This is a genomic window from Algibacter sp. 2305UL17-15 (assembly GCF_040720935.1).
In the GTDB taxonomy this organism is placed as follows: Bacteria; Bacteroidota; Bacteroidia; order Flavobacteriales; family Flavobacteriaceae; genus Jejuia.
On sequence record NZ_JBFDAE010000018.1, the window covers coordinates 48494 to 64799 of the forward strand.

Sequence of the window (16306 nt, forward strand, 5' to 3'; positions counted from 1 at the left end):
AACCACAGATTTACTTCTTTCTCTCAATCACATAATTCACCATAAGTTCTAGTGAATTTTTATATTTAGAATCTGGATACGTTTGCAGTAATTGTAAGGCTTCAGCTTGAAATTGTTTCATTTTACCAATGGCATAATCCAAACCGCCATTATCTTTTACAAAAGCAATCACTTCCTTAACGCGTTTGCTATCCTTATTATGATTTTTAATAGAGTTGATGAGCCATTTCTTTTCCTTTTTATCGGCGTTATTTAAGACATGGATTAAAGGCAAGGTCATCTTTTGTTCTTTAATGTCGATACCTGTTGGTTTACCGATTTTTGTTTCGCCATAATCAAATAAATCATCTTTTATTTGAAATGCCATTCCAATTAATTCACCAAACTTTCGCATGGTGTCCACATGTTGAGATTCTGGTTTTACAGAAGCAGCACCTAGACTACAACAGGCTGCAATTAGTGTTGCTGTTTTTTGACGGATAATTTCGTAATAAACAGCTTCGGTAATGTCCAATTTACGGGCTTTTTCTATTTGAAGTAATTCGCCCTCACTCATTTCGCGTACTGCGATTGAAATGATTTTCAATAAATCAAAATCGTTATTATCAATAGACAACAATAGGCCTTTCGACAACAAATAATCACCAATTAAAACCGCAATTTTATTTTTCCAAAGTGCGTTTACCGAAAAGAATCCTCTACGGCGGTTACTATCATCAACCACATCATCATGAACTAGTGTAGCGGTGTGAATCAATTCTATAACTGATGCGCCTCTATAAGTACGTTCACTCACTTCGCCTTCAGATACCATTTTAGCAACCAAAAACACAAACATTGGCCGCATTTGTTTTCCTTTTCGGTTTACGATGTAATGCGTAATTCTGTTTAACAAAGCCACTTTACTAGACATGGAAAGCAGGAACTTTTGCTCAAAAAGTTCCATTTCATAAGCTATTGGATGCTTTATTTGTTCTACTACTTTCATTCAGAAATTGATAAAATATTTTTACTAGTATTTCACAAAACTACAATCAATATTGGGGATTTCAACATAAATAAGCTCAAAAGAAATTTAAGTTGTTGCTCTGAAAAATATTTGGGATAAGACTTAGCGCATTATTAAAATTTAAAAAAACCATTTTCAGATGAAAATGGTTTTTTTAAATTACAGTATTGTGCTATTAATTTTTTATTAATTTCTGAATATGATAGCTCAATCCGTCAGTAATTTTTAGGATATAAACACCTGTATTAAGATCGGAAATATTATAAGAGTTTTGAACTTTAAATTGTTTCACTAATCTTCCATTAATATCTGATAGTGTAATATCAATGCTTCTTACATCAGCCAAAGAACCAAAATTAATTTGAAATTCATTACTCGTAGGATTTGGCGAAATAGATGTGATAACTTTATTAAAATCTATTAAGCTTAACGATGAAGTTACATTAATTACATCGATAAATGCAGAATTCCCAACAGTAGCCGTAGCTAAAAAAGAAGATTTATCATGTATCCCGAAATAATAATTGCCATTTGTTGTTGGCGCGAAAGTTGCTTGCCTAAGCTGGTAAGCAATATTATCTAAATCATCTAGCGTAAGGATTATATTATCAGTTGTATTATCAGGTGTGGTAGCAACTGACACCTCTAAATCTTTGTTAGGTCTTGTAGAGGAAGAAACACCTAGGTTTCTTTGCTGAAATGTGAAGGTATATTCTTGGCCATTTGATAAATTAAAAGGACCTATATATAACCAAGCATCGGCGTCTGTTGTAGTTGTTGTATTATTTGAAAAAAAGTACCTTAAGCCATCAGATGCAAAATCGTTTGTAGTATCTCCATCTGTTGTATCATCTACTCCATAATTCCAGGCTCCAGTTCCGGCAAAGTTAATACCAAAATTTAAAAGTAAAGCTTGGTTTGCATCTGGCTCAAAACTTTCGTTATATGGAAAGGACGATATGGGAGATGGACTTGTACCTATTATAACTTCTCCCCATGGACCAAAATCACCACCACCGCAATTTTTTCTAACGAACACATTATAAGAAGTCCCACCACTTAAACCTGTTACTGAATAAGAACTACCACCCGTAACTGTTGCTGTACTACCACCGCCTCCTTGAGTGTATGGAAATTCGCCATATTCAATTTCAAAATCCCCTGTATTACCCCATGAGATATTTGCTGATGTATCGTTGAAAGCATCAAAACTTAATCCTGCAACAATAGAGCAACCTTGTGTGACAGTAATATCATCAACACTAAGCAAATTACCATCATTAAAATTATTTACCCAAGCCAGATGAATAGTTTGACCTGCATAAGCACTTAAATCTACAACAGTAGTGGTAACATTAGCAATAATATCATTAGGTGCATTTGCTACTGTTAACAAATCGGTTGACAAGTTTGCTTTGGTAGCTCCCGTAGTTGAAAGCTTGAGTGTGTAACCATCAGCAAAGGCAGCATCATCATGAGATCTTATTTTAAAAGTTAAAGTGGCATCTGCCCCAGATGGAATAGTTATGGCAGGAGTTACCAACCAACGGTCTGCTACACCAGCAGGATTGAACCAAGAAGTGGTAGAAGCAGTAGTATTACCATTTTCTTCAGCCCAACCAAAAATAGCCCATGCATCAGTAAAAATTGTGGCATAAGTACCATTAGGTGTGTTGGAATCGTTATGTAGTGTCCATCCTTCAGTAGGCAAATCTGTTATAGTTTCAAAATCTTCACTAAAAAGGGTTTGTCCGAAAGATAATAGAGGCAAAAACGCTAAAAATAGAAGTAGTTTTTTTTTCATAAGGTTGATTTTTAAATTAACTAATCATTTAAATATAAGAATAATATAATTATTCGAGTGGAAGTGATTTAAAAATCTAAAAAAAATGACGTCTCAACAACTCATCCCAAAATATTTCTAAGAGAAATTTAACTTTTATTTGCCAATTGCCCACAAGCCGCATCTATATCCTTACCTCTACTTCGGCGAATAGTTACAGTTATGTTGTTGGCTTCCAGAACTTTTTGATACATGTCTATGGCTTCAGATTTTGCTTGCTGAAACTCGCCATCGTCTATAGGATTATATTCTATAAGATTGACTTTACTTGGGGCAAATTTGCAAAACTGCACTAAGGCATCCACATCTTTTCGTTGATCGTTTATCCCCTCCCAAACTACATACTCGTAAGTAATTGTGTTTTTTGTTTTGGCGTACCAATATTCCAATGCCTCTCTTAAATCTGCTAAGGGAAAGGTTTCGTTAAACGGCATAATGGAAGTCCGCACCTCATCTATTGCGGAATGTAAGGATACTGCCAGTTTAAATCTTACATTGTCATCTGCCATTTTCTTTATCATTTTTGGCACTCCTGATGTCGAGACTACAATGCGTTTAGGGGACATCCCTAAGCCTTCGGGCGATGTTATTTTGTCTATGGCCTTTAGTACGTTGTTGTAGTTCATTAACGGTTCTCCCATGCCCATAAACACAATATTACTTAATGGGCGATTATGATATAACTTGCTTTCGCTATCTATGGCAACTACTTGATCGTAAATTTCATCTGGATTAAGATTTCGCATACGCTTTAAACGCGCCGTTGCACAAAACCTACAATCTAAACTACAGCCTACTTGACTGGACACACATGCTGTAGTTCGGGATGCCGTTGGGATTAAAACAGATTCCACGATTAGACCATCATGCAGGCGTACTGCGTTTTTAATGGTGCCGTCGTTACTGCGTTGCATGGTATCTACACGAATGTGATTGATCACAAAATTAGCTTCCAGCATTTGTCGGGTTTCTTTTGAGATGTTTGTCATCGCCTCAAAAGTATGCGCTCCTTTTTGCCAGAGCCACTCATAAACTTGATTGCCACGAAAGGCTTTATCTCCCTGACTTTCAAAGAAATCCCTTAACTGTTCTTTAGTTAATGCTCGTATGTCTTTTTTAATAGTATTCATTTGCGATTGCAAAAATAGTGAATCGATTTACGAATTATGCTTTTTGAATTACGAATTATGATTAAATAGACGAAGCCCGCGTTAAGGATTGTCCCGAAATTTCGGGAGCATTCTTTTTTAAACAAATTATAATACATTTAGTTTTCGCCTATAATTTCAAAGATTACCACGTCGCCCACTCCTCGTAATGACGCTTTTAAAAAGAACAGCCTGCAGGCAAGTATAGCGGAAAGCCTGACCCTTTTGGATAACGCCCTAAATACTGAAATAAATTCAGCACAAAAAAAACCTCTTATAAAAGAGGCTTAATTTTAATATTTAGTGCCAATTATTGGCTTATATAATTAACATGGCGTCGCCATAGCTGTAGAATTTGTATTTCTCTTTTATGGCTACTTGATAGGCTTCCATCATAAAATCGTGACCTGCAAAAGCTGAAGCCATCATCATTAAAGTAGATTTTGGCGTGTGGAAATTGGTAATCATACAATTTGCGATACTAAACTCGTATGGAGGGAATATGAATTTATTGGTCCAACCGTCTCTTTCGTTTAATAAACCGCTTGAAGACACCGCACTTTCTATGGTACGCATAGCAGTTGTACCCACTGCACATACGCGCTTTTTTCTTTTGATACCTTCGTTGATGATCTTAACTGCTTCTGCTTCAATTGCAATTTCTTCGCTATCCATTTTGTGTTTGGACAAATCTTCTACCTCGACAGGGTTGAAGGTCCCTAAACCAACGTGAAGTGTAACTTCTGCGAAGTTTACACCTTTAATTTCAAGGCGTTTTAACAAATGTTTTGAAAAGTGCAACCCTGCCGTTGGAGCGGCAACAGCGCCTTCATTTTTGGCAAAAATGGTTTGGTATCTGTGCTCATCTTCGGGCTCTACATCCCTCTTGATGTACTTTGGCAACGGTGTTTGTCCTAATTCATTCAATTTTATTCTGAATTCTTGATAAGAACCATCATATAAAAAACGTAAGGTACGTCCTCTAGAGGTTGTGTTATCAATAACCTCAGCAACTAAATTTTCGTCTTCCCCAAAATAGAGTTTATTACCTATTCTTATCTTTCTTGCTGGATCTACCAACACGTCCCAAAGGCGTTGTTCTGCGTTTAATTCCCTTAACAAAAACACTTCTATTCTTGCGCCTGTTTTCTCTTTGTTACCATACAATCTTGCAGGAAATACCTTGGTGTTATTTAGTATCATAACATCGTCTTCCTCAAAATAATTGATAATATCCTTGAACTGCTTGTGTTCTATGGTTTTGTCTTTTCTATTTAAAACCATTAAGCGAGATTCATCTCTATTTTCTGAAGGATATTCTGCTAACAATTCATCTGGTAACTCAAAACCAAAGTGCGATAATTTCATTTATAAAAGTTTAAAGGTTTATATGTTTAGAGTTTAAAATCACTCTTTCATATTATAAAGGATACAAATATACAATCTGAAGATAGGGGTTGTCAAGTAAATGGGTAATTATTATTGTAATAACTCAATAAACTTTAAAATAATGGATGCTAAATTCAAATTATATTAAGAAGTAATTTTAAAACCAATTGATTTTAAATCTTCCCAAAAAGTTGGATAAGATTTTGAAACGACCATGGCATCTTCTACAACCATTGAAGTTTTTAATGCTAAAGGAGCGAATGCCATAGCCATTCTATGGTCGTGGTAAGTCGCAACAGAAACAGCTTCCCCTAACCCCTCGATGGGAGGGGAACTCTTACGTGAATCAGATTCAAAAAGTGTATTTGATTTTAGGTGTAACGATTTATCTGTAATATCAACTTTACCACCAAATTTTTCGATTTCGGTTTTTAGGGCTACAAGTCTGTCGGTTTCTTTTATTTTTAGGGTGTGAAGCCCTGTTAAATCACATGGAATTCCTAAAGCGAAACAGGTTACTGCTATGGTTTGTGCGATATCTGGTGCGTTTTTTAAATCTAGCGTCAATGGTTTTAATTCTGAAGCTTCTTTTTTTAGTGTGATGCTATTCTGCTTGAATGTTGAAGTTACACCAAAATGCTTATAGATGTCAACTAAACAGGAATCGCCTTGTAACGAGTTTTCTTTATAGGAAGACAATGTGATTTCTGTACCAACTTCGCTAATGGCAGCAATACTGAAATAATAGGATGCTGAAGACCAATCGGACTCTACAGTTAATGTTTTAGGTTTTAGTTTTTCGTTTGAAGGGTACACAGTAATCACGTTATTTTCAAAAGATGTTTTAATACCTATTTCATTTAACAAGCTCAATGTCATGTTGATGTATGGTACAGATGTGATATCGCCTTCTAAAGTTAATTCTATTCCATTTTCTAATTTTGAAGCAATTAATAATAATGCAGAGATATACTGGCTACTTACATTTGCTTTTAAGGACACTTTATTTTTGGTAAGTTTCTTTCCTTTTAATCTTATTGGTGGAAATCCGTTGTTCTCGACATAACTTATTTCTGCACCTAGTTCTCTCAAGGCATCTACTAAAATTTTTATTGGGCGTTCTTTCATGCGTTTAGAACCTGTGAGCATAGTTTCTCGTCCTTCCTGTACCGAAAAATAGGCTGTTAAGAAACGCATTGCCGTTCCTGCATGATAAATATCTACAAGTTCATCATTTGAAGCTAAGGCCTTTGCCATTAACTTACTATCATCTGAATTTGAGACATTTTTTAAATCAAATTCTGGAAATAATGCCTGCAACAATAATAACCTATTCGACTCACTCTTAGAGCCTGTTATTTTAATTTCAGATTTACGATTTACGATTTTTGATTTGTGAAGTGTGATATTCATTGTAAAATTGTCTTGCTCCTTAAAGCTTGCAAATTTACTTTAATTTTTGATTATTGTGGTGTCTATCGTGGTCTCGTTTGGCTTTTTTATCCATGCGTTTATCAAAAGCCTGTTGTAAATCAACTCCTGTTTGGTTTGCAAGACACAATACTACGAACAAAACATCGGCTAGTTCTTCGCCAAGGTCCTTATCTTTATCGCTTTCCTTTTCACTTTGTTCTCCATAACGGCGGGCAATAATTCTGGCAACTTCACCTACTTCTTCTGTAAGCTGTGCCATGTTGGTCAACTCGTTGAAATAACGTACACCATGTTCGTTAATCCAATCGTCAACTATTTTTTGAGCGTTTTTTATATCCATTATTTTCTGGTTAACACTATTTGTTCGTTTTCTGCTTCTATTAAGTCGCTAAAATAAGATTTTAAAGCGTCATAATATATTGGAGATACAATTGGTACATTTATTTTAGAATCTACTACAAGTTGCACGGTATTTCCTATTGCCTTAATTTGATACGAAAAAGACCCCAAATTATCAGGAAGCTTTAGCATTTTACTTTGTGGGGCAGATGCTATTTTATAGCCTTCAGGAAGTGTTATATTAAATCTATAAATATCATCTGAAGGATAGCCAAAATCTACTGGAAACTCTCTGGATTCTAATTTAAAAGGGCTTTCATTCGTCCTGAAGAAAAACAACGGCGAGAAATAGATCTTATCGTTTATGATATCTGCCTGACTTTCCATGGTAAACTTACAATTTTCCATTACGGGCTTATCAAGTTCGGTATTATTTTTCACGCTAAATTCAGCAACCTCAATACCATCATATTTATTTTCTAAATTTTCTATAAATTTATCTTCATCTTCATTGTTATATGAATTGCGATACGTTCTCGCTTTATGACCAGTTTTTACGGCGCGCATTTGCCCTTCAATTGTTCCTGTTTCATCTAATTTAGCAAATAACGATACTGTATTTTTAGATATGTTTTTAGGATACAAATCTATTAAAGCAGAACTACCATGATCTGTAATAATTCTACCTTGCCAATTTAAGGCTCTAAATGGTAATACATTTGGCATACTGTATTTACTTGTGGCATCTAGCAACAAGACTGTATCGGCATATTTCACATAAGTTATGACATAATTATAACCTTCTCTGGTTGGAAATAAGGGAACGCCATTTCGCCTCGTACTTACTAAAACCGGGTATGCTTTTATACCAGCATAACGTAACATTGAGGTCAGCATTAAATTTATTTCGGCAACGTTACCTACCTGCTCTTTATACGCTGTTTTTACGCCATCACTAGTGTAATAACCATAATAACCGTTCCATTTAATTTTTGACTTTACATATTCAAAAATTAGAGCCACTCTTTTTTCTGGATTTGAAACTGTACTTATAAGTGCATCAATATCATCTTCATAGTAGCCTTCTTTATCTAATTCACCACCAAAATTGGAGCTCTCATAAATATTTTTTACAACGTCCTCCCAAGTGGTAGAATAATATTTAACCGGAGATTGCGGAAAATTGGTGTAAGACAGTTCATAACTTATTGCCGACCTATAATTATTTATACTGTTAACATGGGGCTCTTCTTTTAGCGCTGGTATATTAGTTAAGTTATATTCATAACACTCTTTAGTGAAATCAATTTTAGTACTGCCAATCATAAAACGATCATTTCTATTTTCTTTTTTTGGGGTAATTGGTAAAAAGCCTCTTGCGTTTAACTTAAATTTAAAATACTCTGGGGCTTCAAACTTGGCATTTAATTTTTTGATAGGAATATCGTTTTGGAACACAAAATCGTCAATATTTGAGTAAAAAGGGGAATATACTTTATACTTATATTCTATAACTGAGCCCTCTTTAATATTGGGCATAGTGAATTTTGTCTCATCTCTATATTTAGATTTTTCTGTTCTAAATATGTCTTTTTTATCAAGTTTTGTATCTTCTACTTTTCCATCAATTAAATTGTAAGTATAAGCTTTTATATTGTGCGCCTCTTCTTTGCTGCTGCGGCTCTTATACAATCTTATGGGTTTTGTTGCATACTTAAATCCATCTTGATGGTATATTTTTACACGCTCATGGATTTCAGTAATCAACTCAAACCCTTCTTGTTCTGAATACTCGAAATATGTGCGTCTGTATTTATACAAATATGCTGCGTTTGCCGACGAATCTAAAGGATTGAACTTCTCTTCTAATTCTTCTTTGGATACTTTACCAAAATCATAATTTTGAGCAAAGGCAGATAATGAAAAACTTAGGCATAATAAAACTGCTACTACTTTCATTTAATTTACTTTTTAATCAATGCGATTTTTGCATTATCCATTTTTGAAACTTCTTTATAAAAGGCTCTAAACTTTGTGTAATCTTCTTTTGGATATTCGCCATCTTTTACGATAAATTCTCTTTTGTAATTCAATGTGTTATCGCCCTGAACTGTAATTTTGGTTTTATAACTACCAAATTTATTTTCTATGGTCTTGTTTTTTGGCAGCGATTCTATTTTATAACCTTCGGGCAATGTTATTGTTACATTATCCTTATCCACAAATCCTCGCTTTACTTTTACTGGTAATGTTCTTTTTCTATAACGATCTGGGACGTGTCTATTTCTGTTTAAAGCGTTGATGGAAAAAAGCATCCTAGTGCCTGCATTTTTGGTGTAATTTTTTGCTGTAAAACTTAAGGTTTCAGTAAATTGTATGCTATCCTTATCGTTTTCAAGAACTATAGCATCAAAACTGATGTTGTTGATATAACGCCATCGTTTTTTATAAGCCATATCCCTATCTCTGTCATCATAATTTTCAATATTGAACTTATCATCATACTGAATACCTTTTGAAGATACTTGTACATGCGCAGTTATATCGCCTTCATTTGAAATAGAATAGTTCCCTTTTAAAATCTGAGTGTTTTCTTCGGTGGTATATTTTTTTGTGTGCTTAATTTTTCCGCCTTCGGGTGTTATTACCAGTACGTCCCTGTCGTCGGTAAAATCGCCTATAAACCCGAAAGGGCTTTTTTGACTTGTACATTCTAGCCAGATGGTTTCGTTAGCTGTTGGGATCGATAAACACACATGATTTCCTTGTATAGAAGTGAAATCTTTATCAATATTCATTTGAGAATCTCCAGCGTATAAAACGGTGTAGTTTGACTCAATTCCCACCGCTTTAAGCAGAGACATTGTATAATTTGTCAAAGCTTTACAATCACCATACCCCAACCTATCCACATATGATGCACTATAGGGTTTCCAACCACCAATACCTACTTGAACGCTAATATATCTCGTTTTATCCTGAACGTATTGGTAGATTTTTTTTGCTTTTTCTATATCATCTTTTTCATTTTTAACCAAGTCCTTAATTTTTTCGATAGTGCTAACTGGCAAATCATAGGCATCTTTAATCAAATCTTTATACATCCATTTTCCAAAATCGTCCCAAGTCTCCACTTCAGCATTTACACCTTCTAAGGAAAATTGTTTTGAAGCAAAAAACACATTGGGAACCACCCCGCTAAACGAAGGACTATAAGACTCAGGTTCAAATGCTTCCATGTTTTTTATTTGATAGGATATTAGCCCTTCCGATTCCTTAAAAGTAACATCGACCCCCTCAAGATTATTCTCTTTTTTTCTTAAAGTGATTTGTTCGGGATATTCTATACCGTAAGAACTACTTTCTACACTAACATATGAATTTTGAAGAGGGAAAAATCTCGGTATAAAAGCTGTGTTATTAGTTTCTATTTCCGAAATAAATTCAATAGTATAAGGATATGAAACCGGTGTATAATCCAAATACTTTAATCTAGAGTCAGAATACAACGTACCTCCGCTAACAGCACTTACATCTCTAAAATCATTCTTCCTTATCTTTTTTATTTGGACACCGAAAGAATTAAAAACCAAAGCTTGTAATGTTCTTATTTTAATGCCATCGTCATAACGTACTCTGGCACGAACACTGTTTTTGCCTTTACCGTTTAAAACTGTTATTACTCGCTTTTTGGTTATGACCATTTCATCGATGGACTTAATGACGACATTAACTTCGTCGGAGCGAATAACCGCATTGGCATTTTTTTTTAGATTTTCAGGAATGGTTAAACTGGTGTAATTAAGGTCTTGCGAATGAGACACATAACAAACGAACAAGACTAAAATACCAATACTATTTTTTAAATTCATGTTGGAGCATCAAAATTAAATCCCAAAATTATGGATAGAAAAACTACAATTTCATGAGAAATATCATGTTACGTAAGTTTCACTTTAAACAAATTAACTAAAAATCGCACAGTTAACACCATAAAACACGGTAAAAAAATGTATTTAATTTCACTCCAAATAACTTGCATGCCCCATTCTGTAAAAAAGCTTCCAATACTTAATGGAGAAACTTTTATAACGCGCCATGGAAAGAAATATCGAGAATTCTCAAACGGAATAAAAAAACCGACACCCTCGCCTCCTGTAGTTAAAGCGTCTAGTAATCCATGAGACAGGGTTGACAAAAAAATCACTAAAAACCAGATTACCTTATGTTTTCTTCCAATAGTAAACATTAGTAATAAGCTCCATAAAAGCGCAAATAAGATTGAATGTGAAAACCCACGATGTCCTAAAGGAGATTCGTATGGAACGTCCATTCTAAAACCAATCACATCAAAGTCTGGAAGAATTGTTGAAAAAATAGCGGCTAGAATCAACCATTTCAGGTTTTTATTATCAATGACCTTATAAAGCGTGTATCCTACAATACTATGACCAAATATAGATGCCATTACTCTTTGTTTTTGGAATCTATGATAATGGTTACAGGGCCGTCATTGATTAATTCAACTTGCATGTTTGCACCAAATTGTCCCGCTTGTACTGGTTTATTTAAAATACTTTCTAATGTTTTTACAAATGTTTCGTAAAGCGGAATTGCAACATCTGGTTTTGCTGCTTTTATATAGCTTGGTCTATTTCCCTTTTTTGTGGCAGCATATAATGTAAACTGGCTTACGGCTATAATTTCTCCATCCACATCAATAACAGAGTTATTCATGACGCCATTTTCGTCTCCAAATATCCTGAGGTTTGCTATTTTGTTACATAACCAATCGATGTCTTCTTGTGTATCTTCATTTATGATGCCTAGTAAAACTAAAAGTCCGTTTTCTATGGAAGCTACTTTTTGTTCTTCAATTGTTACACTTGCTTTGGATACTCTTTGGATGACTACTTTCATAAATCCCAAGGGAATTTTATTTGTTGTTAAAAATGTTTCACAGAGATACTCTAAGATGCACAGAGTTTCCCATAGAATTTCTCGCAAACCTACCGGCAGGTAGGGGCGCGAAGGCACAAAGAATGAAGTGACTTAATGTCAACCAAGACTGTTTACTGCGACTGCATACTGCTAACTGAATACTGAGACTATAAACTGCCAACTGCATACTGCCAACTGCATACTGCTGACTAAATACTGCCAACTGCCTTACTGCTCCTCCCAATTATCAGTTCTGTAATGTTCATCTTCGCCTTCTAAAATTTGTACATAACTTCTATAGCGTGAATACTCAATGTCGTTATTCTCTAAAGCATTTTTTACGGCGCATTTAGGTTCTTTTAAATGCAGGCAGTTATTAAACTTACAATCTTGTTTTAGGACAAAAAGTTCAGGGAAATAATCGCCTACTTCCTCCTTATCCATGTCAACAACACCAAAACCCTTAATGCCCGGTGTGTCTATAATTCTTCCTCCAAAAGTGGTATCGAACATTTCTGCAAAAGTGGTGGTGTGTTGTCCCTGCATGTGCGAATTGGAAATCTCCTTGGTTTTTAAATTCAGTTCTGGTTCTATGGCATTTACCAAAGTAGATTTACCAACACCAGAATGACCTGCAAACATGCTCGTTTTATCTTTCATCAGCCCTTTTACCTTTTCTACATTCTTACCTGTTATTGCCGAAATACCAATACATTCGTAACCTATTTTTCTATAGACATGTGCTAAATACCTAACTTCATTTAGCGTGTCTTCATCATAGGTATCAATTTTATTGAACAATAAAACAGTTTTTATGGAATATGCCTCCGCGGTTACTAAAAACCGATCTATAAAACTGGTCAAAGTAGGAGGATTGTTAATGGTAATCATCAAAAATACCTGATCTATATTTGCTGAAATAATATGCGTTTGCTTAGAAAGGTTTACCGATTTCCTTACAATGTAATTGGTTCTATCATGAATTTTATGGATAATTCCAGAAACAGTATCACTATTCGTCTCCAATTCAAAATCAACTACATCTCCCACCGCAATAGGGTTGGTGCTTTTAATATCCTTTAAGCGAAACTTCCCTTTTATTCTGCATTGGTATGTCTCTCCCAATTGGGTTTTAACTGTGTACCAGCTTCCAGTAGATTTATAAACGTGTCCTGTCATTCATTAAATTAGTGTAAAACAAAATAACAATTTTTAAATTGATTTAGGTTACTCAATAATTGCTTTTTTGGGTGTTAATAGCTTTCCATCGGCAATTATACTTAGAATATAAAACCTTTTAAACATTCTACATGCAACCTTTCAATAAGCGAACTGTCTATAATAAAAAAGAAAGCTCTTTCAATACTTTAAATTAAAAGAACAATTTAACCTAAGGGTATTCTATATTAGCTTTTTAATCTTATAATTTCAAAATTTAACAACATGAAAAAATTAGTATTGGCATTCACAATTGCAGTTTTCAGTTTTATTGAAACTAGCGCGCAGGTAGAGTTTAAAGTAGTAACAAGTGTAGAATCTATTGTACCGAGTGGTTTAGGACGTTCTAGAATTATATCTTCAGTTGAAGAGAGAGACTACAAAGACTTTACTTCTGAACAAACAGAAGAAGATAACACCAGAAACAAATCCAAAAGAAAAGATATACGTGTTAAGGATTTTGAAGAAACAAAACTTTTAAACTTTTACAATATAGCTGGAATACGTTTTCAGAATATTGCCGCCAATGATGCGTTAATAGGCTCTAAACTTAGCAGTATGGTTGAAGAAGGTTGGGAACTAGCCTTTGTAACTAGTGCCGTAGAAAGCGATGCCGGTAAAGATGATAACCAAGGTATTTTTATTACTCGATATATTTTTAAAAGAACTAAAAAATAAATCAAAAACAACTTTGTCAGAACCTGAAACAAGTTCAGGTTTACAGAGCATTAACAAAAAAATGCCTCACTTTCGTGAGGCATTTTTTATATCATAACAAAACGAAAATTATCCGTTTATAATCTTCTCTTGATGATTAATGGATTCTTGATGAACCGCCTTAAACATTCTTAAGATAAACTCTTCGCTTAAACCATGTTGCTCTCCTTCAAGAACCATTTTCCCTAAAATCTCGTTCCAACGTTTAGACTGTAAAACAGCAACGTTTTTACTTTTCTTAAGTGCTCCAATACCATCGGCAGCTTGCATGCGCTTACCCAATAACTCTAAAATCTGGTTGTCAACAACATCTATCTGTGCTCTTAAATTATTCAACGTTTTAGTGTAATCTTCCTCAGTATTACTTTCTTTTCTAATTTTCAAATCTTTCATAATTTGAACCAATGTAGCTGGTGTAACCTGTTGTGCAGCATCGCTCCATGCATTATCTGGATCGTAATGCGTTTCAATCATCAAGCCATCAAAATTCAAATCTAAAGCCTCCTGAGATACTTCCTGAATCATATCTCTCTTTCCTGTGATATGCGACGGATCGTTAATTAAAGGAATATCGGGATATTTATTTTGAAACTCGATAGCCAATTGCCATTCTGGAGTATTTCTGTATTTTGTTTTTGCATACGTAGAAAAACCTCTGTGAATCGCTCCAATATTTTTAACACCAGAACTGTAAATCCTTTCAATACCACCTAACCATAACGCTAAATCTGGATTTACCGGATTTTTAATTAAAACTGGCTTATCAGTTCCTTTTAAAGCATCTGCAATCTCTTGCATGATAAAAGGGGACACCGTAGAACGTGCTCCAATCCATAATAAATCAATATCATGCTCCAAAGCCAATTTCACATGCGCAGCGTTCGCTACTTCAGTACAGGTTTTCATTCCTGTTTCAGCCTTGACTTTCTGTAACCATTTTAGACCCAATGCTCCAACACCTTCAAAATTACCTGGACGTGTTCTTGGTTTCCAAATTCCAGCTCTAAAATAACTTACATCAGTATCTTTCAACTCATGTGCAATTTTTAAAACTTGCTCTTCTGTTTCTGCGCTACAAGGCCCTGCAATTACTAACGGATGATCTAAATTTAAATCATCTAACCAGGTTCTCATTTTTTTTGTGTTTTCCATCTTTACTTAATATTTAGCCGCTTAAGCTATTCCGTTATTATTTATTTCACTAAGCCTCCCCTAGCCCCTTCCAAAGGAGGAGAATGCTTACTCAAACTTAAAAAAACTAAAGTTTCACATGAGTGAGCGTTCCTCCCCTATGGGAAAGCTAGGAGGGGCTTATAATTTCTTTTATTCGATTGGTATTTTTCATCTCATCAAAAATCGCTTCAAAGTTATCAGCTACCATCAGCTCTTTAAAATGATTCAGGTTATTTATATATTCTTCTAATGTTTCAATCACATTAGCTTTATTCTGTTTAAAAATTGGCGTCCACATTTCTGGCGAACTTTTTGCCAAACGTACCGTAGAAGCAAATCCACTTCCAGCCATGTCAAAAATATCACGTTCGTTACGTTCTTTATCAATTACCGTTTTTCCCAACATAAACGAACTGATATGCGACAAATGAGACATATAAGCTATGTGCTTATCATGATCTACAGGATTCATATATCTTATTCGCATCCCAATATCTGTAAACAACTTCAAAGCCTTTTCTTGCAATTTAAATGTCGTTTTTTCAACCTCACAAACAATGTTTGTTTTGCCTTTAAACAAACCTTCAATGGCAGCCGTCGGTCCAGAATGTTCTGTTCCAGCAATAGGATGCATTGCTAAAAAATTTCTTCGCTTTGGATGGTTTTCAACCACCTTACAAATTGCTTCTTTCGTTGAACCAGCATCAACCACCAACCCCGTATCCGATATTTTATCTAAAATAGTTGGCAATAGTTTTACGGTTGCATCAACAGGAATAGATATGATCACTAAATCTGCATTAGAGATATCGTCAAGAGTCGCTTTTTTGTCAATCAAATTTAACTCTAAGGCGGTATCCAAAGTCGCCTCTGTTCTACTGATACCGTGAATAATAACCTCTGGATTATTTTTCTTAATATCAATAGCAAGACTCCCTCCTATTAAACCAACTCCTATTGCGTATATATTTTTCATAACTAAGCCCCCTAACCCCCAAAAGGGGGAACTCTTACTCAAATGAGTTAAGAGTATATATGGTTATTTTTACTTTTTTATTACCTAGACTGCTAACTGAATACTGCTAACTGCCAACT

14 protein-coding genes are annotated in these 16306 nt (G+C 34.7%); 1 reads left to right on the top strand and 13 read right to left on the bottom strand.

The features are described from left to right. Positions 1-10 precede the first annotated feature (10 nt). The 11 genes from ABXQ82_RS16395 to rsgA all read right to left on the bottom strand — a co-directional run bounded on the left by ABXQ82_RS16395 (position 11) and on the right by rsgA (position 13282). Positions 11-988 (bottom strand): polyprenyl synthetase family protein, encoded by a 978-nt coding sequence (locus ABXQ82_RS16395; protein ID WP_367062259.1) that lies wholly within the window; start codon positions 986-988, stop codon positions 11-13. 196 nt (positions 989-1184) lie between these two features. Further along, the gene (locus tag ABXQ82_RS16400; protein WP_367062261.1) at positions 1185-2813 is read right to left on the bottom strand and encodes a choice-of-anchor J domain-containing protein; all 1629 of its coding nucleotides are present in this window, start codon (positions 2811-2813) and stop codon (positions 1185-1187) included. A 128-nt stretch (positions 2814-2941) separates the two neighbouring features. Next, complete coding sequence (gene rlmN / locus ABXQ82_RS16405; protein ID WP_367062264.1) at positions 2942-3982, bottom strand: 23S rRNA (adenine(2503)-C(2))-methyltransferase RlmN; 1041 nt, start codon at positions 3980-3982, stop codon at positions 2942-2944. 336 nt (positions 3983-4318) lie between these two features. Further along, a complete protein-coding gene (gene queA / locus ABXQ82_RS16410; RefSeq protein WP_367062267.1) occupies positions 4319-5368 on the bottom strand; it encodes a tRNA preQ1(34) S-adenosylmethionine ribosyltransferase-isomerase QueA in 1050 nt (349 codons plus the stop codon). 165 nt (positions 5369-5533) lie between these two features. After that, complete coding sequence (locus ABXQ82_RS16415; RefSeq protein ID WP_367062270.1) at positions 5534-6802, bottom strand: 3-phosphoshikimate 1-carboxyvinyltransferase; 1269 nt, start codon at positions 6800-6802, stop codon at positions 5534-5536. Positions 6803-6836: 34 nt separating this feature from the next. Next, complete coding sequence (locus ABXQ82_RS16420) at positions 6837-7163, bottom strand: nucleotide pyrophosphohydrolase (RefSeq protein ID WP_367062272.1); 327 nt, start codon at positions 7161-7163, stop codon at positions 6837-6839. Then, entirely contained in the window at positions 7163-9121 is a 1959-nt protein-coding gene (locus ABXQ82_RS16425) for a DUF3857 domain-containing protein (RefSeq protein WP_367062275.1), read from the bottom strand. The genes ABXQ82_RS16420 and ABXQ82_RS16425 overlap by 1 nt, the downstream gene beginning before the upstream one ends. A gap of 5 nt (positions 9122-9126) precedes the next feature. Continuing rightward, entirely contained in the window at positions 9127-11034 is a 1908-nt protein-coding gene (locus tag ABXQ82_RS16430) for a DUF3857 domain-containing protein (protein WP_367062278.1), read from the bottom strand. 68 nt (positions 11035-11102) lie between these two features. Continuing rightward, entirely contained in the window at positions 11103-11630 is a 528-nt protein-coding gene (locus tag ABXQ82_RS16435; RefSeq protein WP_367062281.1) for a metal-dependent hydrolase, read from the bottom strand. Continuing rightward, the gene (dtd, locus tag ABXQ82_RS16440) at positions 11630-12082 is read right to left on the bottom strand and encodes a D-aminoacyl-tRNA deacylase (RefSeq protein WP_367062284.1); all 453 of its coding nucleotides are present in this window, start codon (positions 12080-12082) and stop codon (positions 11630-11632) included. The genes ABXQ82_RS16435 and dtd overlap by 1 nt, the downstream gene beginning before the upstream one ends. A gap of 249 nt (positions 12083-12331) precedes the next feature. Beyond that, complete coding sequence (rsgA, locus tag ABXQ82_RS16445) at positions 12332-13282, bottom strand: ribosome small subunit-dependent GTPase A (protein ID WP_367062287.1); 951 nt, start codon at positions 13280-13282, stop codon at positions 12332-12334. Positions 13283-13546: 264 nt separating this feature from the next. Here rsgA and ABXQ82_RS16450 point away from each other — a divergent pair, with 264 nt between their 5' ends. Then, on the top strand, positions 13547-13999 hold the full coding sequence (locus ABXQ82_RS16450) for a hypothetical protein (RefSeq protein ID WP_367062290.1): 453 nt from the start codon (positions 13547-13549) through the stop codon (positions 13997-13999). Between the two features lie 108 nt (positions 14000-14107). Here ABXQ82_RS16450 and ABXQ82_RS16455 read toward each other — a convergent pair whose 3' ends face one another. Beyond that, entirely contained in the window at positions 14108-15190 is a 1083-nt protein-coding gene (locus ABXQ82_RS16455) for a bifunctional 3-deoxy-7-phosphoheptulonate synthase/chorismate mutase type II (RefSeq protein ID WP_367062293.1), read from the bottom strand. Between the two features lie 148 nt (positions 15191-15338). Next, complete coding sequence (locus tag ABXQ82_RS16460; RefSeq protein WP_367062296.1) at positions 15339-16187, bottom strand: prephenate dehydrogenase; 849 nt, start codon at positions 16185-16187, stop codon at positions 15339-15341. Between the last annotated feature and the right edge of the window lie 119 nt (positions 16188-16306).

Bases quoted from the DNA above. Each gene is read 5' to 3' on its own strand.
- ABXQ82_RS16395 (WP_367062259.1), bottom strand. From the start codon at position 988: ATGAAAGTAGTAGAACAAATAAAGCATCCAATAGCTTATGAAATGGAA.
- ABXQ82_RS16400 (WP_367062261.1), bottom strand. From the start codon at position 2,813: ATGAAAAAAAAACTACTTCTATTTTTAGCGTTTTTGCCTCTATTATCT.
- rlmN (WP_367062264.1), bottom strand. From the start codon at position 3,982: ATGAATACTATTAAAAAAGACATACGAGCATTAACTAAAGAACAGTTA.
- queA (WP_367062267.1), bottom strand. From the start codon at position 5,368: ATGAAATTATCGCACTTTGGTTTTGAGTTACCAGATGAATTGTTAGCA.
- ABXQ82_RS16415 (WP_367062270.1), bottom strand. From the start codon at position 6,802: ATGAATATCACACTTCACAAATCAAAAATCGTAAATCGTAAATCTGAA.
- ABXQ82_RS16420 (WP_367062272.1), bottom strand. From the start codon at position 7,163: ATGGATATAAAAAACGCTCAAAAAATAGTTGACGATTGGATTAACGAA.
- ABXQ82_RS16425 (WP_367062275.1), bottom strand. From the start codon at position 9,121: ATGAAAGTAGTAGCAGTTTTATTATGCCTAAGTTTTTCATTATCTGCC.
- ABXQ82_RS16430 (WP_367062278.1), bottom strand. From the start codon at position 11,034: ATGAATTTAAAAAATAGTATTGGTATTTTAGTCTTGTTCGTTTGTTAT.
- ABXQ82_RS16435 (WP_367062281.1), bottom strand. From the start codon at position 11,630: ATGGCATCTATATTTGGTCATAGTATTGTAGGATACACGCTTTATAAG.
- dtd (WP_367062284.1), bottom strand. From the start codon at position 12,082: ATGAAAGTAGTCATCCAAAGAGTATCCAAAGCAAGTGTAACAATTGAA.
- rsgA (WP_367062287.1), bottom strand. From the start codon at position 13,282: ATGACAGGACACGTTTATAAATCTACTGGAAGCTGGTACACAGTTAAA.
- ABXQ82_RS16450 (WP_367062290.1), top strand. From the start codon at position 13,547: ATGAAAAAATTAGTATTGGCATTCACAATTGCAGTTTTCAGTTTTATT.
- ABXQ82_RS16455 (WP_367062293.1), bottom strand. From the start codon at position 15,190: ATGGAAAACACAAAAAAAATGAGAACCTGGTTAGATGATTTAAATTTA.
- ABXQ82_RS16460 (WP_367062296.1), bottom strand. From the start codon at position 16,187: ATGAAAAATATATACGCAATAGGAGTTGGTTTAATAGGAGGGAGTCTT.